We start from the raw sequence: 24,832 nt of genomic DNA on the forward strand, positions 1-24,832 counted from the left end.
TCGATTAACAAAATGATTTTGCTTGCGTTTGCCCGCAAGCAAGCGAGTTTACGCCATATACATGCCGCCGTTGACCTGCAAGGTCTCCCCGGTGATGTAGGCGGCGCCGCGCGAGGCGAGGAAGACGACCGCCGCGGCGACCTCCTCCGGCAGGCCGAAACGCCCCAGCGGCACGGCCCCCAGCACGGTATCACGCTGGGCCTCGGTCATGGCCCTGGTCATGTCGGTGTCGATCAGACCCGGGGCGATGCAGTTGACCGTGATGGCGCGCGAGCCGAGCTCCCGGGCCAGCGCCCGGGTGAACCCCATCATGCCCGCCTTGGCGGCACAATAGTTGGTCTGCCCGGCGTTGCCCATGCTGCCGACCACGGAGGCGATGTTGATGATCCGCCCGCGACGCGCCTTGGTCATACTGCGCAGGCACGCCTTGGACATGCGGTAGACGGACCCGAGATTGGTGTCGATGACCGACTGCCACTCCTCGTCCTTCATGCGCATCAGCAGGTTGTCCCGGGTGATGCCGGCATTGTTGACCAGGATACCGGGCGGGCCGACGCGTTGCGTGACCTGCTCCATGGCGGCCTCGACCGAAGCGGGATCGGCGACATCGAGCACCACGCCTACCCCTTCATGTCCGGCGTCGCGCAACGCCTGCCCGATGCCGTCGGCACCGGCCTGGGTGGTCGCGGTGCCGGCGACGACGGCGCCCTGCTGCGCCAGCGCGAGCAGGATGGCGCGGCCGATCCCGCGCGAGGCCCCGGTCACCAGGGCGATTTCACCGTTGAGCATGGGCCGTCGTCTCCAGTGCCGCCGCCAGTGCCTGATCCAGGGTCTCGGGATCGCAGACCGGCAGCGTGATCATGGTCTTGTCGATACGCTTGTTGAGCCCGGTGAGCACCTTGCCCGGGCCGAATTCGATCGCCAGGCGGACCCCGCCGGCCGCCATGGCCTGGACGGTCTCCACCCAGCGGACCGGCTGGTAGAGTTGCCGACACAGACGCGTCGTCAATGCCGCGACCGAATCCGCGGCAGTGACGTCCACATTGTGCAGCACCGGCACCCGGGGCACCCGCAGGTCCAGCGCGGACAGGGCCTCCGCCAGGTCGATCGCGGCCGGGCGCATCAGGGCGCAGTGGGAGGGCACGCTGACCGGCAGCAGCAGCGCGCGCTTGGCGCCCGCGGCCTTGGCGGCGGTCGTGGCGCGCGCCACCGCGGCGCTCTCCCCGGCGATCACCACCTGCCCGGGGCCATTGAAATTCACCGCCTCCAGCACCGCCCCCTGGGCCTGCCCGGCACACAGTGCAATGACCTGCGCGTCGGTCAGGCCGAGCACCGCGGCCATGGCCCCCTGCCCCGCCGGCACCGCCGCTTGCATGAAACGCGCGCGCGCGGCCGCCAGCCGGACCCCGTCGGCAAGACTCAGGGCATCCGCCGCCACCAGGGCGGCGTATTCACCCAGGCTGTGCCCGGCCATGATGGTCGCGTCCGGTCCCCCCTGCGCCCGCCAGACCCGCCAGGCGGCGACCCCGGCGACCAGCATGGCGGGCTGGGTGTTCTCGGTCTGGTCCAGGGTCTCCTTGGGCCCGTCACTGACCAGGGTCCAGAGGTCCCGGCCCAGGGCCTGCGACGCCTCCGCAAAGGTGTCGCGCACCAGCGGAAAGGCGGCGGCCAGGCCATCGAGCATCCCGACGGACTGGGAGCCCTGACCGGGGAAACAGGCAGCGAGTGGAGTAGTCATCCGGGATAAAAACCAGGGCTCAAATCAACCTGAAAGGAGTTTTTTGCCGCAAATGAACGCAAATAGACGCAAATAAATCTGCTGGTCAGCGGTGTCCCGGGGCACCCCCGAATGACCGGGAGGACCAGGATCACCCTGAGATTATTTGCGTCTATTTGCGTCATTTGCGGCTAAACTATTTATTTCCGGAGCTAAATTTGGATCAGAGGTCAGTAGCGTACCAGGGCCGAGCCCCAGGTAAAGCCGCCGCCGATGGCCTCCATCAGCACCAGGTGACCACGCTGGATGCGCCCATCGCGTACCGCCTGATCCAGTGCCAAGGGGACCGAGGCGGCGGAGGTATTGGCGTGGTCGGCCACCGTGACCACCACCCGCTCCATCGGCAGGCGGATCTTACGTGTGATCGCCTGGATGATGCGCAGGTTGGCCTGATGGGGGATAAACCAGTCGATGTCGGCCATCGTCAAGTCATTGGCCGCCAGCGTCTCGGCGACCAGCTTGCTCAAGACCATGACAGCGAATCGAAAGACCTCATTGCCCTTCATCGTTACCCGGTTGTTGGCATAGTCCCCGTTGCCGATGCCACCCGGAACCTGGAGCATCTCCTTGTAGGCACCGTCGGCATGCAGACTGGTCGCGATGATCCCGGGTTCATCGGCGGCGCCCAAGACCACCGCCCCGGCACCGTCGCCGAACAGAACACAGGTCCCCCGGTCCTCCCAATTGAGGAGGCGGGAGAAGGTCTCGGCCCCGACCACCAGGACCCGCCGGGCGGACCCGGTGCGCACGAACTTGTCGGCGATGGTCAGGGCGTAGACGAAGCCGGCGCAGACCGCCTGGACATCGAAGGCGGGGCAGCCGTGGATGTCCAGACGGCGTTGCAGGATGGTCGCCGTGCTCGGGAAGTACTGGTCGGGGGTGGTCGTGGCGACGATGATCAGGTCCACTTCCTGGGCACTGACCCCGGCCGCCTCCAGCGCGCGGCGCGCAGCCCGCTCCGCCAGATCGCAACAGGTTTCGCCGTCCACTACGAGGTGACGCCGCTCAATTCCGGTGCGTTCGCGGATCCAGGCGTCGGTGGTATCGACAAAGGCTTCGAGATCGGCATTGGTCACCACCCGCTCCGGGAGATAGCCGCCGGTCCCGAGGATTCGGGAATAGATCATCAGGCGGTCGCCCTGCGTTGGTCCTGGTCATCGACGTCTCGAGCGGGCGGCGCCTCACCCAGGTGGCGCCCCACCTGCTCGGCGATGCGGCGCGGGATATCGCAGTGGATCTCCTTCTCGGCGATGCCGATCGCATTTTCGAAGGCGATCTCATCGGCCCCGCCGTGGCTCTTGACCACGATGCCGCGCAGGCCGAGCAGGCTCGCGCCGTTGTAGCGCCGCGGGTCCATGGTGCGGCGAAAGGCGTTGAGGATCGGCATCGCCGCCAGGCCCGCCAGGCGGGTGAACAGGTTGCGCTTGAACTGCGCGCTCAGGGTATGGCGCACGAACTTGGCGACCCCCTCGCTGCTCTTTAAGGCGACATTGCCGACGAACCCGTCCGTCACCACCAGATCCACGTCTTCCAGATAGATGCCGTCGCCTTCGACATAGCCCACATAGTTGAGTGCGCTGCGCGACAGGAGTTCGTGGGCCTTCTTGACCTGCTCGTTGCCCTTCATCTCTTCCTGGCCGATGTTGAGCAGGGCGACCTTGGGCCTGGCCACGCCATCCACGGCCTTGACCAGTTCGCTGCCCATCGCGGCGAACTGCATCAGGTGCGCCGCGGTGCAGTCCACATTGGCGCCCAGATCGAGCATGTGGGTATGACCATGCAGGGAGGGGACCGCCGTGATGATTGCGGGGCGATCCACGTTGGGCAGCATCTTGAGCACGAAGCGTGCAGTGGCCATCAGGGCCCCGGTGTTGCCGGCGCTCACGCAAGCGTGGGCCTCACCGCTCTTGACCAGATCAATGGCCACGCGCATCGAGGAATCCTTCTTGCCGCGCAGCGCCTTGGCCGGCGACTCGTCCATCTCCACCGTCTCGGTGGTGTGCCTGACCCGGATGCGATCTCGCAGCTTCGCGGCCGCCTTGCCGGCGAGTTGGGTCTCGATCCGCGCCTGATCCCCGACCAGGATCAGGTCCACCGCGGTCCGGTGGGCCAGGAAGCGCAGGGCCGCCGGCACCACGACCTGGGGGCCGTGGTCGCCGCCCATCGCATCCAGGGCAATGGTGTGGCGCCGGTTCAGGAACAACCCCGGCGACCACTGGGGCGCGTCCGCGGGGGACTCCTGTGGAATGTCCTGTGACATGGCAGGGCCGGGACGCGGTACCAATTTCGCACGAACGGCAACGGCCGGGTCCTGACTCACTCGGCCTTGTCCAGCACCTTGCGGCCCCGATAGAAGCCGTCCGCGGAGATGTGGTGACGCCGATGGACCTCGCCGGTCGTGGAGTCGACCGACAGGGTCGGACCGCTCAGGGCATCGTGGGAGCGGCGCATGTCGCGCCGCGAGCGGGTCTTGCGGTTCTGGGGAACAGCCATGGTCTACTCCTGATAGGGCGGTCAGTAGACCGTCCTATTGATTAAAATAAATCAAAGGCTTTTAGCCTTTGGACTTCAGTGTGGCGAGCACTGCGAACGGGTTTACCCGCGCGGCTGCTTCCGTAGCCGGCGCGTTCTCGGTCAGGCCTGACGAGAGCGCCGCCTGGCACTCACCGACCCCGTGCATGGGTACCAGCGGGAGGGCGAGCAGCAATTCGTCCTCGATCAGGTCCAGGGGGTTGATCGGCTCCTCGCCGAGCGGCAGCGTGTCCAGATGATCCGCCACCTCCGGAGTCTGGACCAGGCCCAGGCCGTCCGCACCCGTCGTCGCGCGGACCAAAGCCAAGGCGATCGGCGCCTCCAGCCGGTACACCACGTCCTTGAGACAACGCTGGCAGATGAGCCTCACCGCCATCGAAACCTGGCCCAGCGCAACCGCCTGTCGCGCCTCATCCCGCTCGAACCGCAACGCGTACTGCGCCGGTCCGTCGGCCCCCGCGACCGCCGCGGCCAGCCGCGGCAACTGCGCAAGGGTCGCGCTGCCGGCGAAGGCGGCACCCAGGTGCACCGCCCGCCAGGGATCGAGTTTCTGAGGCAATGGGGCCGACATAAGCCGGGTAAAATAACCGATCTTTGGTCAGTGAGTCAATCACACATCAAGTCCCCGGGTGCGATCGGAACTGATGTTGTGGCCGACGAATCCGCTTGCGGACGTTCACGTCTCGGGGAAGCGACCGACGGCTGGCCCACTTAATCCCGGAGTTCCAAGGGACTCGACTCGGCCTCGCGTCCTGGATCGCCCTGCGCCAGGCCGGCACCCAGCCCCAGGCCCATTCCTCCCCCGGCGGCACCACCCCCGCCGGCCCCCGCACCCTTGCCGTCCTGCTTCGTGCCGGCCCGGTCACCACCGCCCGTGTCCCCCTTGCCTTTGCCGCCGCCTCCGCCGCCGGGGCGAGTTGGACCCTGCTTCGGGATCGCCACCTTCGTTGGCACGGGCTCCAGGTCGAGCACCTTGCGAATGAAGTCGCGCAGCGAGACCACCAGTTCATCGGTGTGGACCGGGCGTCCCGCGACGAGATCGGTCGCCGCCCGCGCCGCCAGCAGCACCTGCCGCTCGGTGCCGAGCAGGATCACGTCCGACAGCGCCCCTTCAACGACATCGCGGATGCGGCGCGCACGATCAAAGGAGACGGAGACCGAGAGGTCCTCGCCCGCCGCTGTGTCTGCGCCCCCGGCCGACGCCCGGAGATCGCGCAGGTGCGTCGGATCGACCGCCAGGTCGCCGGTGAAGGAACCGCCCAGCGTCTTGTAGGCGGCGATCAAGGTGCGCAGCCGTTCGTTGATCTGACGGTTCTCGCGATTGCGGCGCTGCTGCACCGTCTCCATCACCAGCAGGCGGATACCCACCATCAGCACGGTCACGACGACCAACCCGAGCAATGTCGTGATCACCGCCTGCCAGGAACTGAAATCCATCAGATTGCGCATTTTGGAAGCCGATCTCCGGGCGGATGAACCTCATTTATGGGGATACCTCGGGGTCTGTCACCTGCTTCGCCCCTGATTCGCCCGGCTTATGCCGCCGCGGCCCTGGTCAGCCCTGCATCGATCTCGATCGCTTCCCAGGGCACGAAGACCCGGCCTGCCGTGTCCTGCTCCACCAGCCCCAGGTCCAAGAACTTGGCGGTATCCGTCTGTACCAGCGCGGGGATACACCCCAACTGCTTGGCGAGTCCCTTGATGCTGAGCGGCCCGAGTGGCTTGAGCACGTCCAGCAGCTTCAGCCGGGCCGGCGTCAACTCGCTGGCGAGGTGTTCCGCGCTGCTGAAGTTGAGGTAATAGTCCGCCTCCGGGACATCTTGGCCGGCATCCACCCGGCGGGCGATGGCGAGGGCGCGCTCCTGCATGGTGGTCCAGGTCTCCACCCCGATACATGCCTTCATCTATCTGCCTCCACCCATCGTGCGACCGGGAGCCAATTCCTTGCGATCTCTGACAAGTTGCCTGGACTAGACTACGCGACTTTGCCAAGCCGCACTGGCCCCTTATTCGCACCATATTTGCAAGTCAGTAGTTGCGTGGCACAAGAATTTCAATGTAGCTGTTCGGCTTGATACTTGCAAGAACATTGGCAATATGGTGCGCGAAAGTTCTAATTCGTGGCCAACTCGTCGTGCTCAGGACAACGATAGCAATAGTTCTGCCGGCAAGATTCTGCTGATATCGGAGATTTTGATCGGTTGTGACCAAAACTTCAAAACCAGAGAACTCTGCCTGTTGTAGTAATTCGCCGTTCTTAAGGTTATTCCAGCCCAACTCGTGGGCGGTGGAGACATGATGATCCGGCAGATGGTTACGTAGCGGGGCAGGTGTGCCTTGATCGAAAAGCACTCGCACTACGCAGCCTCCAACGTGTGTGCCGCGTGCTCCAACACGGCGCGCGCCTGTTGAAGTGTAACGCCTGGAAACCAGTTAACGAAATCAGATAGTTGCGCCCCATCTTCGAGGTTTTCAAACAGGGCCGAAACCGGGACACGGGTGCCTCGGAAGACCCATGCTCCGCTGACTTTTTCAGGGTCGCGCTCGACGGCAGGACAAGAGGACCAGTCGTTCATGTAGTAACTGTAGACCTTAGAGAAAGCTCTTTCAACTTGTTGGAAGAGCAGTTGCTCACGGCTTGCTGGAGCAGAAACCGTGGTCTGTCCCCAGTATCCGCCAAGCGCAATCGGATACGGCCCCTATCTTAGCCGCGCCAAGGACACCGGGCAAATGGGTTTGCAGATCAGGCGGGCGGGCTGGGTGGGGCTCGGCAGCGTGACTAAGCGTGATTGCCGCTGGGTCGGTTCCAGGCGATCTTGGGCTTGACGCCAAAAGTGCGGGCGGGACGCCCGCGCCCCTTTCAGTTCCCCTCGCTCGGCGCCGCCGCTCGGCGCCCCAGTCGGCGGTGAGTGCCGGGGCCGGGGTTGTGGTCCTCGGGCCAGACCCGCCACAGGACCACCGCAATTCCGGGGACAGTTTACTCAGTTCGGTCTCTGTAGCCGGCGGAGAGATAAGTAAACTGTCCCCGGAACTCGCGAACTCGCCGCTCCGCTGGGTTAAGCCAGCCGATAGCCGACGCCATAGCGATTGAGGATCGCGTCCGTCCCGATCTTGTGGCGCAGCCGCAGGAGCAGGTTCTTCAGGCTCGCCTCGCTGCCGGTGTCGGTCTCGGCGTAGAGCCCGGCCAGCAGGCGCTCCTTGCTCAGCCACTGGCCGCGATGCGCCGCCAGCAGGTCGAGTACGTCCCGTTCGCGGGAGGTCAGCGCGATCCGCTCCGTCAGACGGCAGAGAGTGCCGTCGGCGGCACAATAAGTGGTGTCGGCATCCAACCGGACGAACACCCGGCCCTCGGCGAGCAGCCCCAAGGCCGCACGTTCGAGCGCCGCCTTGATCCGCTCCCGGGACAGTGGTTTGACTAGATAATCCACGAGCTGGAGCTGGTTCGCCGCCAGCAGATCGGCGGTCTCGGTAGATACGCTGGTGATGATAATCGGCACCGTGCGGTCGCGTTCCCGAATGGCCGCGGCCAACTCCAGACCGTTCATCCTAGGGGCCTTGATCATCGTTCCGGCCACCCCCGTTACGCCGCTACCGGCAGGAGCGCGGGCGGCTTGGGCGGGCGCGGTCGTCGGCGCGCTGGCGGCGGGGGCAACGGCATGCGCTGGAGCACCTGCGCGAACAGCGTTTCGTGGGCCCGGCCGAAGAAGCGCTCAGCGGCAGTGGTCCCGTCGGGGCGACGGAGGTGGAAGTTATGTACGGCGGTCAGTGCCTCGAGCTTGCGGTCGCTCAGGCGATGTCGGCCATGGTGATGTAGGGACAGTTGGCCGTTGCGCCCCTCCACGCTGGAACTGCTGCGCTGGAACAGGTCGGCGCAGTCACCGGCCACCTGTTCGAGGCGCGCGCGCTCGGCCTCTGGGAGGGCCTGGAGCGGATGATCGCGTTGGCGCAGCGGTTCGAGCAACTGCCGGCTCAGGGCGTGCAGACGGTGGCGCGGTTCAGCGAGCGTGCTGCGATTGGCGACGCGCTCGAGGTAGAGCGCCGGAATCAGCTGCGTGAGCAACGCCAGTTCCACGGCGGGCGGCAGATTCAGCGCCTCGACCTTGGCCTGCACGGTCGCAAAGAAAAAGGTAATGGTGGCAAGGAACTGAATCGTCAGGCGCTGCGCCTTGGCCAGGCGCTCACGGGCGCGCGTTGGCAGATCGGCCGCGTCGGCCAGCTGTTGCAGCCGCGTCCACACGTCGGCAAAGCGTTGCGCGATGCGCGCCACGGGCTGCGCCTGTCCCTGCTCCAACTCATAGGGGTGATAGAGGGTCCCCAACTCACGCACCAGTTCACGGGCCTCGGCCTGACGCGCTTGCGCCTGTACCTGATCGGCTTCGGCCTGCACCACGACCGCCAGGGCGGCTTCAATGCGGGGCGCGAACGCCGGTGGGCGCCCGCGCGGACGCGGGGATTGGGCGTCATAGGCCTGCGCGGTCGCCCGCTCAGCGTCCAGCGACGTCTGGGCGGCCGCGACGCTGGCGCCCGCCTGTTTCACGTGGCGGACCAAGTGTAGGCTGGTGCCCTTGGACACCTCCTGTTGCACATGAAACAGGTCCGGGGAATGATGGGCCGCACAATCCGTCTGGATATGGCGGCGCAACGCTGTGGCCTCGTCGCTGGTGCCCTGGATCACGGTCACGTTCAAGCCGTCCAGACCCGCGCGCAACGCCTGCGTCCAGGTGGCCGCCGTGCGATCGGCGGCGTACTGTTCGCGCAGCAGAAAGTTCGACACCGGCTCCAACATGACCAACAAAATCTGCGGATGAAAGGTCTCATCCTCGCACGCCGTGATCGCGCGGTGCGGCATGCCCACCGCCAACGCCGCCCGTTGCTCACGCGCCACGGCGACCACCATCTCCTCCAAGGCCGCATTGAGGGCCTGGTGGGTGCCATAGCTCGCGCCGACGAACGCCGACAACCCACTCAACTTCAAGAATTCACACACCATCCGCACCCCGGCACCGCCGTGCAGCGTGATGACGAAGTGCGCCGCCACCACCACTTGGTGCAGCCACTGCACGCCCTCAGGGGTCGCCACGAAGGCTGCCAACACCGCCGGGGCCGCGCCGACCGGGGTCGGCTTGCACCAGTCCTGCAAGGTGCTGCGCGCCACGCCCAGTTCGGCGGCGACGTGGCGTTGCGGCTGCCCCGTCGCCAAGCGGGCCACGGCCGCCCCGCGCTGTTCGGCTCGCTCCAGGCGCGAGCGGTGCTTCACGACCCACCGCCGGCCGACCGCCGGACCACGCCCGATGGCGTCGACCCGATGTCTGCGCTAAAGTCGATCCCGGCAGGACCTTCGAACATCGTGCTTCTCCCTCGGTTTGTTTGCACTTCCAAGGGTACACAATTTCGCGGGTCCTGCCGCTCTCCAGTGGGGGTTAACCAAGCCCTACGCTAGGTCTTGGCCGGATTTATGATCAAGGCCATCCTAGGCATCTTCAGGTCCGTGATCACCAGTTGGATTGGCCTCTGCCCGAACAGCCGCAACCCCTCCTCGCCGCTCTCCGCCATCAGCAATTCGTTAAAGAAACTTAACAGTAATTGACTGGCCACCTTACGCTGGCCGCGATCGTCCTCGACACAGAGGGCGGTCAGATGGCGGAGCAGGACGAGCGGTTTCATGGCGGCACCAAAAAAATGAACGCATTGGCGGGTAATAGTCTCACAAGAGTCTCAGGTCATTGTGTCCTTTTTTGAGACTTTCCTTTGTTAGACTGTTGCGTAGTGGATCACCGCCCGCGCCGCCGCCGTGCAGCGGCCATGGTCGGCGTTGCTCCGTATCGTCGAGGCTTACCGAATAAAGCCGCGGCGGGGGCGCGCTCCACATTCAGATGAACACGCCCGCGCTGGTCGCCTTGCCGGTGGCACTGCCACCGTCTGGCGAGAGGTAAACCACCATGCCCCCCCGCCTGATCTATGTCGCCGGCCTGCCGCGCGCCGGCTCCACCCTGCTGTGCCAGTTGCTCAGCCTGCATCCGCAGATTGAGAGCAGCGGTCACAGCTCCCCCCTGTGCCAGATCCTGATCCAGTTGCGCCACCAGTGGAGTGACAACGAGTTCCTGCTGGCGCAACTGGACGTGGACTTCGCGCGCGCCTATGCCCGCCTGCCGCGCGCCTGGCACGGCTTTGTCGACGGCTGGTTCGCCGATGCCGAGCGGCCCTGGGTGGTGGACAAAAATCGCGGCTGGCTGGCGCAGATCGAGACCGTGCAGGCGGTCGACCCGGGGTTCCGGATGCTGGTGTGCGTGCGCGAGCTCGGCCAGGTCCTGGGCTCGATCGAGGCGCAGCACGCCCGTACCCGGCTGCTCGACTTCCCCGACCACTTGGCGCACCTCTCGCACTATGCCCGCGCCGACAAGCTGCTGGCGGCCGACGGGCTGATCGGCGGACCGCTCAAGTCGATCGAGGCCCTGCAAGAGGTCCCGGAGGCGGTGCAGCGGCAGGTCTATTACGTCGTCTTCGAGCACCTGGTGAGCGAGCCGGTGGCCGCGATGCAGGACATCCACCGCTGGCTGGGGCTCCCGGCGACCCCCTTCGACCCGCTCGCGCTCCCGGTCAAGCCCGGCGAGAGCGACAGCCATTACCGCTACAAATACCCGCATCGCACCTTCACCGCCATCCGCCCGCCGGCCCCGCACCCGGTCCCACCGCGCATCGCCCGGGAGTTGCGCGACCATTTCGGCGATTTTTATCGCACCTTTTTCCCCGGCCGACTCACCGATTGAAAGGAATTCCTGATGCACGCACCAAGTTTCTCCCGTCCTGACCGGCTCGCGCTGGCCGTCGCGCTGGCCTTGGCCGGTCCCGCGGCCCAGGCGGCCGTCGATTGTTCAGTCACGCAGCCCACGGACGACGGCACCGGCGGCACGATCGGCAGCCTCAGTTGGGCGATCATGACTGCGAACAAGGGCACGGCGCCGGATACCCCTTACTCCTCCGGTCATCCCGGCGGCGGCTGCGTCAACGACACCATCACCCTGACGACCGACGTCACCATTCAAGGGGTGATGAAGCGGTTGATCGACGCCAATGTCAGCCTGCAAAGCGACAGTACCACCCGGACCCTGAGCGGCGGCGAGAGCTACCGCCCGCTGTTCGTGAAATCCGGCACGGTCACGATCAGGAACCTGAACCTCGCCAACGGCATGGCGCGCGGCGGTGCTGGCCACAAAGGCGGTGGCGGGGCCGGACTGGGTGGCGCCCTCTTCATCTATGGCGGGACCGTCACGGTCGAGAACGTCGCCCTCACCGGCAACGCGGCGGCAGGTGGAAACGCTTTCTGGGCTGGCGGTTTCGTGGGCGGTGGGGGGATGTTTGGACGCAGCCATTGGGGTGGCGGCGGTCTCTTCGGTGCCAGCACGGATCCCGATGGCGGCCGCGCCGGCTACGGCGGCCTGGGTGCTTACGGGGGCAGTGCCGGTAGCAACTATGACTCGCCCAACGGTGGCTTCGGAGGTGGCGGCTACAATGGCGACGGCGGCTTCGGCGGCGGCGGTGGCGGCTCCTACGGCGGCACAAGCGGCGGCGGCGGCTTCGGCGGCGGCGGCGGCTTCGGCTCCGTCTTTGGGATGTCCGGCATGGACCCCATCGGCACCGGCGGCGCCGCTGGCGGCTTCGGCGGTGGCGGTGGCGGCAGCACTTACGAGAACTGGGACACGGGGGCAAGCTCTGGCCTTGGCACCAACGGCGGCTTCGGGGGCGGCCGCGGCCTTGGCCTCTACGGCGGTGGCGGTGCTGGCCTCGGCGGCGCCATCTTCGTCAAACGCGGCAGCCTGGTCCTGAGGAACGTGAGCTTCGCCGGCAGCAGTGCCTTCCAGGGCACATCCAGTGGTGCTGCCGCCACTGCAGGTCAGGGCCTGGGCGGCGCCATCTTCATCTGTACCAGCACCCAGGACGTCGGCTGTTCCGCCGGCATCGACGAGGCCAATTCATCCGGCGTGACCTTTAGCGGCGGGTCGGCGACCACGGCCCAGCCCGACCTGTTCTGGACCGAGGCCAGCGGCGGGGAGAACAGCACCGCGGGGATCACCGATGCCGCCGCCCCCTGCGGTCCAGGCATCGCCCTCCCCATAGGCCAATGGCAGATGCTGGCCCTGCCCTGCCAGCCTGTTGCCGGCCCGGCCAACGTCGCCAACGTACTGGGCAACGGCCCCACGGCCAACCTGGTCGGCGCCAATTACGGTTCCAGCGGTTGGCTGATGTATGACCTGCCGCTCACCGCGAGCGCCTATCGGGTGCTGACCAAACCGAGTGCGCTCAGGTCCGGCGCCGGCTACTGGATCAAGACCCTGGCGGCGCCGGTCGGGGGCAAGCTCGCCGTCACGGGCAGCGCCACCCCGGTGACCACCGGCCTCACCGGCTGCCAGTCGGCCAACGGCTGCGTGGTGGTGCCGGTGCGTGCCGGCAGCGATCCGACCGGCTATAAGCTGATCGGCAATCCCTTTCCCTATGATGTGGACTGGTCCAAGGTGCGGGTGCGGGTCAATGGCAGCACCATCTATACCCCTAGTGAGGCGGCCGCTGCCAACGTCCTGTCCAATCAGATCTGGATCTGGAATGGCAACACCTTCGAGTACTGGAGCGATGCCTTGTCCAGCCCGGGCAACCTGCAATATTTCAAGGCGTTCTGGGTCAAGGTGCTGCCCGGGGCAACGGACCAGACCATCGAGCTGCTGATCCCCGCCGAGGCATCCACGCTGCAACTGGGCGCGCTGCCGACGGGGTTCGCGGCACCGCTGGCCGCCGCGCCGGCGCGGCCCTGGTATCTGGCCTGGCTGGATGCGCTGATCCCGAGCGCCGCCGCCGCCGACCTGCCGGCGGGTGCCTGGGTGGTCCAGCTCAAGGTCGATGCCCCCAAGACCGGCTGGAAGGCCCAGGCCAGACTCGGTCAATGGCCGGATGCCGAACCGGGCTATGACCCCGCGGACCTCAGCGCCATGGCGCCCTTCGCCACGCCCTATCTGACCCTGGTCTATCCGCAACCCGCGTGGGGGCCGCGCAAGGGCGACTATGGCACCGACTTCCGCCCCGCCGACGGCTGGCCGGGCACCTGGAACCTGGAGTTGCGCACCGCTCCGGTGGGTTCGCAGGTGGTGCTGCACTGGACGGGCGACCCCGCCATCCTGGCACGCTCGCGTCTGACCGACCGGCAGACCGGCAAGGTGATCAATGCGAACGATCCCGCGTACGCCAACGGTTACCCCCTCACCCTCACCACCAAGGTGCGCTCACTGACCTGGGACTATCTGGGTAACTGAGCCGGGCCGGGCGCGCCGGGCGCTTCGGCGCGCCCGCGCTCCTCTGTCCGCGACTGACCCCTTCACCGACGAGAACCATAGCGATGTACACACCCGTTGACGACGCCACCCCGGACGCCGCCGCGCCCACCGATGCCGAGCGCCGCGCGGCCTTGCGCACACTCGGCGCCCTGGCGGCCCTGACCCCGCCGGCGGTGCTCACCCTGCTGCTATCGCCGCGCGCCTCGGCGGCGTCCATCACCGATCTGCCAGAGATGCCTGGCTAGGGCGAGGGCCGGGCATCATGCTCCATACCACACTTGGCACGAGCCGTTTGCTGGCGCGCCCGGGCGACCGCCGGCTCTGGTTGCTGGATGCCGCGACCGCTGCACTGTGGGACCTGCACGCGGCGGGCTGGGCGCCGGCGCCGCTGGCCGCGCTGCTGGTAGAGCGCTTCGGGCTGAACACGGGCGAGGCCCGCGACTATCTCGACAATTTGCGCGGACATTGGCGCGCCGCCGGTTTGCTCGCGGACGCGCCCGCCGGGCTGGCGGTGCCGGTGCAGTCCTTACCGACCCTGTCCCCGCCCGACGGCGCGCCGCCACTGCCCGGGGCCTGGCGGCTGCGGGTGGCGCAACGGACACTGACGCTCGCAATCACCGATGACGCCTTGGGCGCCTGCCTCGCCCCGCTGCTTGCTCCCTTGATGGTGCCGCTGCCGATCCCGGACCAGCCCGATCGGGGGCGGCCCAGCGATGGCCTTATTCTGGATGGTACGGTCTCGCACTGGTCCTTCACCGCCAACGGCCGGGTCTGGGAGACGGGGCACGGCCGCGACGGCGCACTGGTGGCCATGCTGCACGGCCTGACCGAGTTCGGCTGCCGCACCAGCGAGCGCCTGCTGGTGGTGCATGGCGGCGGACTGGTCGCGCCCGACGGGCGTGCGTTCCTGTTGGTCGCGCCCGGCGGCTCCGGCAAGAGCACCCTGACCGCGGCACTCAATGCCGCGGGCTACGGGCTGCTCAGCGACGACGTGGTCCCGGTGACCCCGGACGGCGAATTGGTGGGACTGGGGTTGCCGCTGTGTCTGAAGCCCGGCAGTTGGCCGGTGTTGGCGGGGTGCCGACCGGACCTGGCCCAGGCGCCGACCGTGCAGCGCCTGGGCCAGTCGGTGCGTTTCCTGCCGCCCTGCGGGCGGGCGGCGACCGGTCTGCGGGCGCCGGCCCTGTTTCTGTTTCCGCGCTTTCGACCCGGCCGGGCGCCCCGCTGCGAGCCGCTGACGCCCGCGCGGGCACTGCAAGGCATCATCGAGGCCGAGGCGGTGATCCGCGATCTGACCCAGATCAAGCTCGAGGCCCTGGCACGCTGGGTGAGTAAGGTGCCGGCCTATGCCGTCAGCTATCCGGACCTCGACCAGGGTCTGGCGCTGGTACGCGACCTCCTCAATGACCGTGACTCACGCGAGTACGACGCCCATGGCACATCGGCTTAGGATCACCCGCTGGTCCGATCTCGCCGCCCTGCTCGATCCGGTCGGGCATTGCGCGGACCCGCTGACGGAGGGGCGTGCCCTCGACTGGGAGGGGATTTACGGGCTGGCCGCCGCCCGCTTGGTGGCCCCCACCCTCTATGCCGTACTGGCGGCACGAGAGCGGCTGGACGCGGTGCCGACCCCGGTGCGCGCCGCCCTGGCGGAACTTCATCGGCTCAATGACGCGCGCAATGCGCGGCTGCGTGCGGTCCTGCGTGACACGGTGCGCTACCTGAACGCGGCCGGGATCGAGCCGCTCCTGCTCAAGGGGTCGATCGCCCTGCTGCCCGATCAATACCCGCAGGCGGCGGCGCGCATGATGAGCGATCTGGACCTGGCGCTGGTCAACGCGCCGGCCGAGCACGGCGAGGCCGTGTTGCGGGCGGGCGGCTATTTCGATGCACCCAATGTCGATCCGGCGGATTATGCCGCATTTCATCATGTCGCCCCCCTGTTTCATCCCAGCGGCGACGGTTATGTGGAACTGCATCGCGGGATGCTGCCCGCGTCAGTGCCTGCGCAAGCGCTCCCGCTGGCGCGGGTGTGCGGCGCAGCGCAGCCGCTTGACTGGGACGGGCTGCGGTTGTGGGTGCCATCCCTGGAGCATCGGCTGCTGCATAATGCGTTGCACCATCAGGTGGCTGATGGGGGCTTACGCGCTGGGCATCGCGCCTTGCGCCAACTGTTGGAGTTTGCGCAACTGCGGGCGCTGCCGGGCGCCGCGGGGATCGCTTGGCCGGGCCTGCTCGCCGCGCTCGATCGGGTGGGGCACGGCGTTGCGGTGCGCGCCTATCTGCTCGCGGTGCAACGGTTGTTCGGCCAACCGTTGCCGGCCGGCGTCAGGCCCGGTGTCAGGGCCCATTGGTCGCAGTGCCTTGCTTGGCTGCGCATCGCGCTGCCGCGCCTGGCGCCGCAATTCGATCTGGTCGGCCGCCTGCACAACCTGCCCCAGCGCCTGATCACGCCGAGTTGGTATCCGCAGAAGATTCGTTCCCTGTGTCAGCGGTGATTGCCCGGGCGGTGGGCCGACGGCCTCCCGGGTGCGCGGCCTCAGGCGCGGATCACCTTTCAGATCGAATTCCTGGGGAATCGGGGGGGGGGAATCGGGGGGGAATCGGGGACGCACCACGATTATTCGCGGCCTCCTCCCCGATGAACCGCTCAAGCGCAAGCGCACGCAGCACCGGGCCCGAATTGCGATCCGGGCGGGGGGCGGATCGGCGAAGCGGCGCCGTGCGGCATGGCTGACTCGGCAGCGGTTCACGGCGGACGGATCCGCGACCGGCGCCCTGCCGGCCGATCGGGTGGTTCATGGTTCGACTGGTTCGAGAAACGGGTTGACGACGGTCAATCCGGGGCCCACAACCTGGCCGTGCTGCAAGTCTTCGGAATAAACGATAGCGCAGCCGGCTTCTTGGGCTGCGGCGACAATCAGGCTGTCGTAGTACGAGAAGCCGAAACGCTGTGCGACATCGAGCGCGCGCAGGACCGTCGAGGGTGCCAACGGATGGAGTGGGCAGTCGCCGATGAGCCGTAGCAGGACATCGCGGATCGCTGGGACCTCGTAGCCGAGCTTGCGGCGCATCACGTTGGCCACCTCCCCAAGGACCTGGGTGGAGATCAGACCACCGCTGGCCAGCAGTTCCAGTGCTCTGCGCTGCTTGGATTCGTCCTTGCTCAGACTGTAGAGGACGACATTGGAGTCGATGAAGCTACCGGGCATTGGCTTCGTCCCGATCGAAGACGAAGTTACCGAAGTCCTTTCGATAGGGCGCAAAAAACGCCATTAATTCTGATAACCCAGCGTCGCTGGAGGCAACCGCAGGGGCCCTGGGGTGGCGAGTCTTGAGATAGCCGATGAAGTCCAGGACCTCGGCCTGCAGGGCCTCGGGCAGCTCGGTTGCTTCATGGGCGATCAGATCGACGGCGTTCATAGATGGGCTCCGGGGACGGGGTATCGGGGTCAGAACGATTTTACGATATCGGGTCCAGACTTCATTTCAGTGATTATGCCTCGTCCGCCAGCCCACCGTAGCGGCGAATACCGAAGCTACCCCTCCCGCTCACCCGCGACGCGGCATGTTGAGAGCAATTGGATTTCCTCGATGCCTAATAGGCGAAGCAGTCCCCGAAATTGAGGGCCGCGGGGTTTATGCCTTTTCCCCACCGCTCATAAGCCCGCGCAATGCGCCGGGCCGAGGTTGCGGTCACAGGCACCACTTCGAGGCCAAGGCCATCGTCACCGTAGAGAAAATCCTGGCTGCGCGCAACGCTCGGCCCGGCCGTGGGGGACGCGGACGCCCGTAATGCCTCTAACAGCGTCCGCCGGGTTTTCTTGTCCGGCGCTGTCTTGATGGGGACCAGACGAACGGTTGCATGACCGTTGCGGGTCAGAATGACCTCATCTCCAGCGTCGGCGCGTCGCACCAGGTCCGGTAGTTGCCCCTTGGCCTCGGTTACTGAAACTTGCATCGGTATCTCCATGGGCAATTCCGACGACAGTCTACTCAATTCAACTCTTAGCCGGAACATAGGGTCAAGCAAGACCCGACCCAGAATCTCCGACTGGCCCGCCGCTCGCCATTCAGCCCTGACTCAGATCGTCGCGAACCAGCGGTTGCGCCACCAGCTTTACCCCCAGGGCCTGGCATACGCGGCTCACGGTCTCGAAGCGCGGCTGCGCATTCGGGCGCAACGCCTTGTACAGCGCCTCGCGCGTAAGGCCGGAGGCCTTCGCGATCTCGGTCATTCCGCGCGCGCGGGCGACGATCCCCAAGGCATGCGCCAACTCGGCCGGATCGCCCTCCTCGATCACCAGGGTCAGGTAAGCGGCCATGTCCTCGTCGTCCTTCAGATGCTCGGCCGGATCGAAGTCGGGCAGGTCGGCAATGCGGATCTTATCAGTCATGGCTTATTCCTCGATCACCGTTTGATCGCGAACATAGGCACTACTGTAATCGAGCGATGATAGGCGATCAAGCCTGATGGTCCGCCGCACTTCGGCGTCCGGGCCAAGCAGGCGCGGGAGGCCGAGCGGGGGCTCCGGGCGCTGCTGGAAGCGGTTCGCACCGGCGGCCTTGATCATCGTGCCGGCCGGCGGCCACCTGCTGGAGTCCAAGGCTTCAGCCTTGGTCTTGCCCATCCAAGGCGGAAGCCTTGAACTAGGTCCGGGGGTGGCCGGAACGATGATCAAGGCGAACCAGGGCCTCGATCATCATTCCGGCCACTAGGAGCGCCGCACCCCAGTGCGGCGCGGCCTATCCGCAGAACGCAACGCCGCGGTCGCTCGCGAGGCCGCGCCGCACTGGGGTGCGGCGCTCCCATCGTCCGCGCGGGCTTAAGCGCGTGCGCTCGCCGGTGCGGCTTGGCCGGGGTTATGATCAAGGCTAATTCACCACATCACTGTGGCTCGCCCTCGAACGGATTGCGCAGCACCAGGGTCTCCGCCCGATCGGGCCCGGTCGAGAGCAGGTCGATGGGCAGGCCGCACAGGTCCTCGATGGTCTTGAGATAGGCGCGCGCATTGGGCGGCAGGGACGCCAGTGAGTCGGTGCCCACGGTGGACTCCGACCAACCCGGCAACTCCAGATAGCGCGGGGTACAGCGGGCCACGGCATCGGCACCCACCGGCAGGGTGTCGATCGTCTGACCATCCAGCTCGTAGGCAGTACAGATCTTGAGCGTCGGCATCCCGTCGAGCACGTCGAGCTTGGTGATGCACAGACCGGTGACGCTGTTGATGGCGAAGGAGCGCTTGAGGGCAACCATATCGAGCCAACCGCAGCGACGCTTGCGCCCGGTGGTGGCACCGAACTCGTGCCCGCGCTCGCTCAGCCGATCCCCCTGGGCATCGAACAACTCGGTCGGGAAGGGCCCGCCGCCGACCCGCGTCGTATAGGCCTTGACGATCCCCAGGATGTAGTCCAAGTCCCGCGGCCCCACGCCGCTGCCGCAGGCGGCACCGCCGGCCGTGGTGTTGGATGACGTCACATAGGGGTAGGTGCCGTGATCGATGTCGAGCATGGACCCCTGGGCGCCCTCGAACAGCAGGTCCGCACCCTGGGCGCGCAGGGTGTGCAGCACCCCGGGCACGTCGGCCACCAGGGGCCGCAGTTGCTCCGCGTGCGCCAGGGCCTCGTCCAGCACTGCGGCATAGTCGACCGGCGCGGCCTTGAACCAGTGTTCCAGGGTGAAGTTGTGATACTCCATCACCTCGCGCAGGCGCTCCTTGAAGTGCTCGGGCTCCAGCAGTTCGCCCAAGCGAAGCCCGCGGCGCGCCGCCTTGTCCTCGTAGGCCGGGCCGATGCCGCGGCCGGTGGTGCCGATCGCCTTGACGCCGCGGGCCACCTCACGCGCCTGATCCAGCGCCACATGGTAGGGCAGGATCAGGGCGCAGGCGGCGCTGATGCCGAGCCGCTCGCGCACCGGGATCCCGGTCTGCTCCAGGGCCGCAATCTCCGCCAACAGGGCCGCGGGCGAGAGCACGACGCCGTTGCCGATCAGGCAGCGCACCCCCGCCCTCAGGACGCCCGAGGGTATCAGGTGCAGCACGGTCTTGACCCCGTCGATCACCAGCGTATGGCCCGCATTGTGTCCGCCCTGAAAGCGCACCACGGCGGCCACCCGGTCGGTGAGCAGGTCCACGACCTTGCCCTTACCCTCGTCACCCCATTGGGTGCCAATCACTACGACGCTATTGCCCATCTGAGCGATTCCTAAGTCTTAGCCAATGCCTGAATTTCCCAACCGGACGCACCCTCGACCAGGCGCCGGTCGCACCCTTGGGCGCGGGCCTCCTGGTCCGGGGTCAGAACGATCGATTCGCCCCCCCCGGGAGCGCGGGCGTCCCGCCCGCGGGTTCCCGGCGTGGCAGACGAGACCCCCGCGCGCCCAGCGGCGCAACCCGGCAGCGCGGTGACGACCCGCTCCCCCGCCTGGCGCAGTCGTTGTATCTGCGCGAGCAGCGCCGGGGCCGCGGACCAGGGCGCATAGATCGCCGCCCGCTCCTGATCGGGGGCCGCGCGCCCCGCGCCCAGCCGCAGCAGTCCCTTCAGATCGGTGCTGAAGCCCACCGCCGGGCGCGCCCGCCCGAAGACCCGACCGATGTCGTCATAGCGCCCGCCGCGGGCGATCTCCAGCCCCCAACCCGGGACAAAGGCGGCGAACACCGCCCCGGTCTTGTAGCGATAACCGCGCAGTTCGGCCAGGTCGTAATGGATCGAGACCTGCGGCAGCCACTGGTTCAGCGCTGCGGCCAGCCGCCGCAGGTCAGCGAGCGCCTCCTGCACCGGCGCGTCGGCCGCGCGCAGGACCGTCGCTGCCCGCGTCAGGGCGTCATCCCCGTTCAGCTCGGCCAGGGCCGCCAGCATGTCGGCGGACGCGCCGGCGAGACCGAAACCGGCCACCAGGGTCTCGATTTCCGGGATCGCCTTGCGTTGCAGCGCGTCGAAGAGGGCGTGCTCCTGGGCCGCGGTCAGACCCGCCTGGCGGGCCAGACCGCGGAAGATCCCCACATGCCCCAGGTCCAGGTAGCAGCCCGCGATTCCGGCGGTGCCCAGGGTCTCGATGATCAGGCGCAGGATCTCGACCTCGCTCTCGATCCCCGCGTGACCGTAGATCTCCGCGCCGATCTGGTAGGGGCTGCGGGTCCCGGCGAAACCGTCCGCCCGGGTGTGCAGCACCGTGCCCAGATAGCACAGGCGCGTGGGGGTGTCGCGGCGCAGGTGGTGGGCGTCGATGCGCGCCACCTGGGGCGTCATGTCCGCCCGCACCCCGAGCATCCGGCCGCTCAGTTGATCGGTCAGCTTGAAGGTCTGCAGATCGAGATCCTGCCCGGTCCCGGTCAGCAGGGACTCCAGGTAATCGATGAAGGGTGGGATCACCAGTTCGTAACCCCAGCCCCGATACAGGTCCAACAAATCCCGGCGCAACGACTCCAGCACCTGCGCCTGGGGCGGCAGGACCTCGTCGATCCCGGTCGGCAGCAGCCAGCGTTCCTCGTCCATCGACACCACTTCAGTAGGGTCCGCTGTGCGGACCGATAGAGACACGAGCCCCCAACCCCCCGCCCCCCTGGTGCAGAAGTTGGGGTACGGGGGTCTGAACCGCGACGCCGAACCCGCGCCGCTCAGTTGACCAGATATAAGAGTCCCACCCCGACGACCATGCTGATGAGCCCGGTCAACCGCAGGGGGCCGTCGCGCTCCCCGGCCACCGCCAGCAGGGCGCGCCGAAAGCTCACGGGGCTCAGGAAGGGCCAGACGCCCTCCAGGACGAAGAGCAGCGCCATCGCGATCAGAAGTTCATGCACCAGAGTCAGGCATCGCGCCGGTTGGACAGGGACCCCAGACCGCCGACCCGTGCCGCACGGCCCCCGGGAGTCCCCGAAGAGCGTTTCAAGCCCGGCAGTGTTCCAGACCTGGGGGCGTTTGTCCAACGCGGAACCGCTGCCGCCCCTGGCCGCCGGCCCGGCAGCAGCGGCAACCGGGGTCGCGCGCGACGACGTGGGTCCGCGCCGACAACCCCAGAATATTTGTCTTGCCGCAAAACGCCTTGTCCGTCACCCTCAGCGCCCTAAGATCGCTACACGGCCCGCATTCGGATAGCTCGATTTCCTGCCCCCCAACCCCGGAGCCGCCCCATGCCACCCTTGCGCTACGCCCTCTCCGCACTACTGATCGCCGCCCTGACCCCGCCGGTCGCCGCCATGCCGGCCTACTCCACCATGTACGTCTTCGGTGACAGCCTGTCCGACAACGGCAACCTGTTCGCCGCGACCCAGGGTACAGTTCCGACCCCGGACTACTATGATAACGGCCGCTTCCTGAACGGCCGCAGCTACTCCGAACTGCTCTGGGACAAACTCGCCCTGCCTGGGGACCTCACACCCGTCTACCTGGGGGGAACCAACTATGCGGTGGGCGGGGCGCGCTCCCGGTATCACGCCAGCAATGTCGTAGACGGTCTGCCGCCCGCGGTTGGCACCGCCACGAAGCCCTTCAGCCTGCTCGACCAGATCACCAAGTATGAGGCCGATACGCCTGGCGTGTTCGACTCCAACGCACTGTATCTACTCTGGCTCGGCTCCAACGACCTGTTCGACATCCTCTCCGTGGCGGCCGCACCGTCCGGCGGCCCCGCCGCGGCCGCCGCACTCATGGGTCAATCGTTAGCGGACATACAGTCGTCCCTGAACACCCTGATCAACAACGGCGCCCGCCGCTTTCTACTGCCATCGATCCCCGACATCGGCCTGACGCCGGAGATTCGGGCGCTCGAAGCACTCTTTCCCGGTACTGCAGCCGACGCCACCACGTTGACCCAGTCATACAACGCCCAACTTGATTTGATCTTCAACACTTTTCTGGGCGTGTCGGGGATCGACCTCGTCCGCTTCGACGGCTTCGGCTTTCTCCAGGACGCCGTCGCCAACGCGACCGAAATGGGTTTCAGCAACGTGACCGACGCCTGTCTGATTGGGGTCTTTGTCGTCAAGCCGACCGGAGCCGTCAGCGAATGCGCGACCCCGCAGAGCTATCTCTTCTGGGACCAGATCCACCCGAGCGCGCTCGCCCACCAGTACCTGGCCGCAGGGATGTACGACGCCGTCCCGGAGCCCGCACCCATGCTCTTGCTTGGCGCGGGGCTGATTCTGCTGCTGCTCGGACCCGGGCGGCAGCGGGCCGCGGCAGCGGGGCTGCGCCGCGCCTGAGGGCGCGACCGGCGATCAACCGCCAGCACCTGGCGTATCCGTTGCGCGCTGGCCCAGGCCTCACCGCTCGCCCTTGATTGACGTTATCGCGCAAGACGACTGGCTGAATGTCCCGGCAGTCCCGGATGGGTAGAGCGCAGCGAAACCCATCGTTTGCGCCAGCGAGTTGCGCCAACAGCTCAAGTCACGCCCCTGCACCGTGCTCGCCCGCGACATGCGTCTACGTGTCGCGACCGCCGACGCCTGCGCCTACCCCGATATCGTGGTCCTGTGCGATCGGCCGGTCTTTCACGACAGCCGCCGCGACGTCCTGACCAACGCCACCCTGGTGGCCGAGGTCCTCTCCCCCTCCACCGAGGGCTACGACCGCGGCGGCAAGTTCGCCATCTACCGCGGCCTGCCGAGCCTGCACCAGTATGTGCTGATCGCCCAGGACCGGCCCGCCATCGACGTCTTCACCCGTCAACCGGACGGCCGCTGGATACTCGATGCCTGTACGGCCATATCTTTGGTCCGCACAGCGGACCCTACGGCCCCGCGCCCGTAGGGTCCGCTGTGCGGACCAGCGACCTCCCGTCCAGCAGGGTCGCCGGAGCTATGATCAAGGCCGCCAGGCGCTTCGCGCCCGGGGCGAGCCGACGCCCCGGCATTTCCGTCCCGGAGTCGCTTCGTTGAGGGCCAAGGTATACTTCTCACTCGACGGTTGCACTTCTCGAAGGGTTTCCAATGAACGCATCGCACCCCAGCGCACCCGACTTGTCGGCGGACCAAGCTCAACCCGTATCGCAGGCCAAGCCGCGCGCCACCGCCTTCGACGCACTGGGCTTCCGCAAGACCGTCGCCGAACTCCAGGAGGAGATTCGCGCACCCTACACCGCGGACAACCTGCCCTGGATCATCGGTTACTCCGGCGGAAAGGACTCGACCACCACCCTGCAACTGATCTGGACCGCCATCGCTGCCCTGCCCCCCGACAGCACGCGCAAGACTGTCCATATCATTTCCACCGATACGCTGGTCGAGAACCCGATCGTCTCCGCCTGGGTGGGAAACTCCATCGAGGTCATGCGCAAGGCGGCTGCTGGGATCAGCAAGCGCATTGACTCCTCCATGCATGGACGAGCGCCGGTTCTTGGCGGATAGATGCGCCTGCCGTTCCATGCCCTGGGCGGGCACCGGGATCGCATCTGGGAACGCTTCACCGAGGACCGGGAACCGTCCCGCTCCAGGGAAACGACGAGGCTGTGCCATATAGACGAGTCGCTCTGGGATGCACTGCAAGACGCGGCCTTCCGACGCAGCGCCCGCATCCAACTGGTCGCCGTGTACTTCGAGGCGGCCGAGCAAATTGCCCTCTGCGCCAACCTCAAGATCCCCGAGCCGACCACGGAAGCCATCGCGACCATCAAGCGCAACGCCGCCGAGTACAAGAAGAGCCTCGCGAAGGGCCGAAGCGCCAGGTTCCGCAGCGATGTACTGACTGGCTACAAGTTCACCTGCGCTTTGACAGATTATCGGATGAATACCGACAGCGAGCACCTTGTCGAAGCGGCACACATCCACAAGCATTCGGAAAGCGGAGACAACGATCCGCGCAATGGCCTCGCGCTGACGCGAGACGCCCATTGGATGTTTGATCGGGGGCTATGGACGGTCGATTGTCAGGACGGGGTCTATGTGGTTCGCGTCGCGGAGGGAAGGTTTGAAGATGAATCGCCGATTGGCCGCAGTCTGATGCAGCACCAAGGTGGACTGCTCTACCTCCCCGAGACCCAGGGTTTGCGGCCAGACCCGAAGCGGCTGAGTTGGCACCGGAGCAGCGTATTTGTGGGTTTACGATGACTCGATTCGGAGGTACCTGAGCCTTGGGGCGTCTCCCGAAAGGTGAAGTTGCACGCCCGCAGCCCCCCGTGTCGTACACAAGCACTCGGAAAGCGGTGAAACGACCCGCGCGATTGCCTCGCGCTGACTGGATGTTCGATCCGCGCATTTGGGCAGTTGAT

At 66.8% G+C, this 24,832-nt stretch carries 30 protein-coding genes; 9 read left to right on the top strand and 21 right to left on the bottom strand.

Features of this window, described 5'->3' with window-relative positions:
* Positions 1-48: 48 nt before the first annotated feature.
* The 13 genes from fabG to THSYN_RS16255 form a co-directional block, all read right to left on the bottom strand.
* Positions 49-789, bottom strand: coding sequence for a 3-oxoacyl-ACP reductase FabG (gene fabG / locus THSYN_RS16195; protein ID WP_100920051.1), 741 nt, complete (start codon positions 787-789; stop codon positions 49-51).
* Positions 776-1,738, bottom strand: a complete 963-nt coding sequence (gene fabD / locus THSYN_RS16200) for an ACP S-malonyltransferase (protein WP_100920052.1) — start codon at positions 1,736-1,738, stop codon at positions 776-778. The genes fabG and fabD overlap by 14 nt, the downstream gene beginning before the upstream one ends.
* A 209-nt stretch (positions 1,739-1,947) precedes the next feature.
* Positions 1,948-2,904: a beta-ketoacyl-ACP synthase III gene (locus THSYN_RS16205; RefSeq protein ID WP_100920053.1), complete on the bottom strand. Its 957-nt coding sequence runs from the start codon at positions 2,902-2,904 to the stop codon at positions 1,948-1,950.
* Complete coding sequence (gene plsX / locus THSYN_RS16210) at positions 2,904-3,974, bottom strand: phosphate acyltransferase PlsX (RefSeq protein ID WP_100922458.1); 1,071 nt, start codon at positions 3,972-3,974, stop codon at positions 2,904-2,906. Before plsX ends, THSYN_RS16205 begins: the two co-directional genes overlap by 1 nt.
* A 119-nt stretch (positions 3,975-4,093) precedes the next feature.
* Positions 4,094-4,270: a 50S ribosomal protein L32 gene (rpmF, locus tag THSYN_RS16215; RefSeq protein ID WP_100920054.1), complete on the bottom strand. Its 177-nt coding sequence runs from the start codon at positions 4,268-4,270 to the stop codon at positions 4,094-4,096.
* A gap of 61 nt (positions 4,271-4,331) precedes the next feature.
* Positions 4,332-4,868 carry a YceD family protein gene (locus THSYN_RS16220; protein ID WP_157817729.1) on the bottom strand — a complete coding sequence of 179 codons (537 nt, stop codon included), beginning with the start codon at positions 4,866-4,868 and terminating at the stop codon, positions 4,332-4,334.
* Positions 4,869-5,020: 152 nt separating this feature from the next.
* Positions 5,021-5,758 (bottom strand): hypothetical protein, encoded by a 738-nt coding sequence (locus tag THSYN_RS16225; protein ID WP_100920056.1) that lies wholly within the window; start codon positions 5,756-5,758, stop codon positions 5,021-5,023.
* A gap of 86 nt (positions 5,759-5,844) precedes the next feature.
* On the bottom strand, positions 5,845-6,213 hold the full coding sequence (locus tag THSYN_RS16230; RefSeq protein WP_100920057.1) for an HVO_A0114 family putative DNA-binding protein: 369 nt from the start codon (positions 6,211-6,213) through the stop codon (positions 5,845-5,847).
* A gap of 124 nt (positions 6,214-6,337) precedes the next feature.
* On the bottom strand, positions 6,338-6,667 hold the full coding sequence (locus tag THSYN_RS16235) for a hypothetical protein (RefSeq protein WP_100920058.1): 330 nt from the start codon (positions 6,665-6,667) through the stop codon (positions 6,338-6,340).
* Positions 6,667-6,885: a DUF433 domain-containing protein gene (locus tag THSYN_RS16240; protein ID WP_100920059.1), complete on the bottom strand. Its 219-nt coding sequence runs from the start codon at positions 6,883-6,885 to the stop codon at positions 6,667-6,669. Before THSYN_RS16240 ends, THSYN_RS16235 begins: the two co-directional genes overlap by 1 nt.
* Positions 6,886-7,365: 480 nt before the next feature.
* Positions 7,366-7,872 (bottom strand): response regulator transcription factor, encoded by a 507-nt coding sequence (locus tag THSYN_RS16245; RefSeq protein WP_100920060.1) that lies wholly within the window; start codon positions 7,870-7,872, stop codon positions 7,366-7,368.
* A gap of 17 nt (positions 7,873-7,889) precedes the next feature.
* Positions 7,890-9,566, bottom strand: coding sequence for a DUF6399 domain-containing protein (locus tag THSYN_RS16250; protein WP_100918590.1), 1,677 nt, complete (start codon positions 9,564-9,566; stop codon positions 7,890-7,892).
* A gap of 179 nt (positions 9,567-9,745) precedes the next feature.
* On the bottom strand, positions 9,746-9,973 hold the full coding sequence (locus THSYN_RS16255) for a response regulator (RefSeq protein WP_100920061.1): 228 nt from the start codon (positions 9,971-9,973) through the stop codon (positions 9,746-9,748).
* Positions 9,974-10,248: 275 nt separating this feature from the next.
* On the opposite strand from THSYN_RS16255, the gene THSYN_RS16260 reads away from it, so the two are divergent.
* The 5 genes from THSYN_RS16260 to THSYN_RS16280 all read left to right on the top strand — a co-directional run bounded on the left by THSYN_RS16260 (position 10,249) and on the right by THSYN_RS16280 (position 16,127).
* A complete protein-coding gene (locus THSYN_RS16260; RefSeq protein WP_100920062.1) occupies positions 10,249-11,076 on the top strand; it encodes a sulfotransferase family protein in 828 nt (275 codons plus the stop codon).
* A 12-nt stretch (positions 11,077-11,088) separates the two neighbouring features.
* Entirely contained in the window at positions 11,089-13,608 is a 2,520-nt protein-coding gene (locus THSYN_RS16265) for a hypothetical protein (protein ID WP_157817730.1), read from the top strand.
* Between the two features lie 83 nt (positions 13,609-13,691).
* Positions 13,692-13,874: a hypothetical protein gene (locus THSYN_RS16270; protein WP_100920064.1), complete on the top strand. Its 183-nt coding sequence runs from the start codon at positions 13,692-13,694 to the stop codon at positions 13,872-13,874.
* A 17-nt stretch (positions 13,875-13,891) separates the two neighbouring features.
* Positions 13,892-15,079 (top strand): phosphoenolpyruvate carboxykinase (ATP), encoded by a 1,188-nt coding sequence (locus THSYN_RS16275; RefSeq protein ID WP_157817731.1) that lies wholly within the window; start codon positions 13,892-13,894, stop codon positions 15,077-15,079.
* Positions 15,063-16,127 (top strand): nucleotidyltransferase family protein, encoded by a 1,065-nt coding sequence (locus THSYN_RS16280; protein ID WP_157817732.1) that lies wholly within the window; start codon positions 15,063-15,065, stop codon positions 16,125-16,127. The genes THSYN_RS16275 and THSYN_RS16280 overlap by 17 nt, the downstream gene beginning before the upstream one ends.
* A 300-nt stretch (positions 16,128-16,427) precedes the next feature.
* On the opposite strand, the gene THSYN_RS16285 is transcribed toward THSYN_RS16280, so the two are convergent.
* The 8 genes from THSYN_RS16285 to THSYN_RS16320 form a co-directional block, all read right to left on the bottom strand.
* Complete coding sequence (locus THSYN_RS16285) at positions 16,428-16,841, bottom strand: PIN domain-containing protein (protein ID WP_100920067.1); 414 nt, start codon at positions 16,839-16,841, stop codon at positions 16,428-16,430.
* A complete protein-coding gene (locus THSYN_RS16290) occupies positions 16,831-17,052 on the bottom strand; it encodes a hypothetical protein (protein WP_100920068.1) in 222 nt (73 codons plus the stop codon). Before THSYN_RS16290 ends, THSYN_RS16285 begins: the two co-directional genes overlap by 11 nt.
* 175 nt (positions 17,053-17,227) lie before the next feature.
* Positions 17,228-17,602: a type II toxin-antitoxin system prevent-host-death family antitoxin gene (locus tag THSYN_RS16295; RefSeq protein ID WP_236848580.1), complete on the bottom strand. Its 375-nt coding sequence runs from the start codon at positions 17,600-17,602 to the stop codon at positions 17,228-17,230.
* A 100-nt stretch (positions 17,603-17,702) separates the two neighbouring features.
* Positions 17,703-18,026 carry an addiction module antidote protein gene (locus tag THSYN_RS16300; RefSeq protein ID WP_100920069.1) on the bottom strand — a complete coding sequence of 108 codons (324 nt, stop codon included), beginning with the start codon at positions 18,024-18,026 and terminating at the stop codon, positions 17,703-17,705.
* A 3-nt stretch (positions 18,027-18,029) separates the two neighbouring features.
* A complete protein-coding gene (locus tag THSYN_RS16305; RefSeq protein ID WP_100920070.1) occupies positions 18,030-18,260 on the bottom strand; it encodes a hypothetical protein in 231 nt (76 codons plus the stop codon).
* Between the two features lie 257 nt (positions 18,261-18,517).
* Positions 18,518-19,822: an adenylosuccinate synthase gene (locus THSYN_RS16310; protein WP_100920071.1), complete on the bottom strand. Its 1,305-nt coding sequence runs from the start codon at positions 19,820-19,822 to the stop codon at positions 18,518-18,520.
* Between the two features lie 11 nt (positions 19,823-19,833).
* Complete coding sequence (locus THSYN_RS16315; protein WP_100920072.1) at positions 19,834-21,123, bottom strand: ATP phosphoribosyltransferase regulatory subunit; 1,290 nt, start codon at positions 21,121-21,123, stop codon at positions 19,834-19,836.
* Positions 21,124-21,245: 122 nt separating this feature from the next.
* Positions 21,246-21,428, bottom strand: a complete 183-nt coding sequence (locus THSYN_RS16320; RefSeq protein ID WP_100920073.1) for a DUF2065 domain-containing protein — start codon at positions 21,426-21,428, stop codon at positions 21,246-21,248.
* Between the two features lie 330 nt (positions 21,429-21,758).
* On the opposite strand from THSYN_RS16320, the gene THSYN_RS16325 reads away from it, so the two are divergent.
* From THSYN_RS16325 to THSYN_RS16340, 4 genes are all read left to right on the top strand, one after another.
* A complete protein-coding gene (locus THSYN_RS16325; protein WP_100920074.1) occupies positions 21,759-22,829 on the top strand; it encodes an SGNH/GDSL hydrolase family protein in 1,071 nt (356 codons plus the stop codon).
* 166 nt (positions 22,830-22,995) lie between these two features.
* Positions 22,996-23,376, top strand: a complete 381-nt coding sequence (locus THSYN_RS16330; RefSeq protein WP_236848581.1) for a Uma2 family endonuclease — start codon at positions 22,996-22,998, stop codon at positions 23,374-23,376.
* A 179-nt stretch (positions 23,377-23,555) separates the two neighbouring features.
* Positions 23,556-23,972 carry a hypothetical protein gene (locus THSYN_RS16335; RefSeq protein ID WP_100920076.1) on the top strand — a complete coding sequence of 139 codons (417 nt, stop codon included), beginning with the start codon at positions 23,556-23,558 and terminating at the stop codon, positions 23,970-23,972.
* Entirely contained in the window at positions 23,973-24,671 is a 699-nt protein-coding gene (locus tag THSYN_RS16340) for an HNH endonuclease (RefSeq protein WP_100920077.1), read from the top strand. It abuts the gene before it with no gap.
* Positions 24,672-24,832 lie beyond the last annotated feature (161 nt).

This window comes from Candidatus Thiodictyon syntrophicum (assembly GCF_002813775.1).
Classification (GTDB): Bacteria; Pseudomonadota; Gammaproteobacteria; order Chromatiales; family Chromatiaceae; genus Thiodictyon; species Thiodictyon syntrophicum.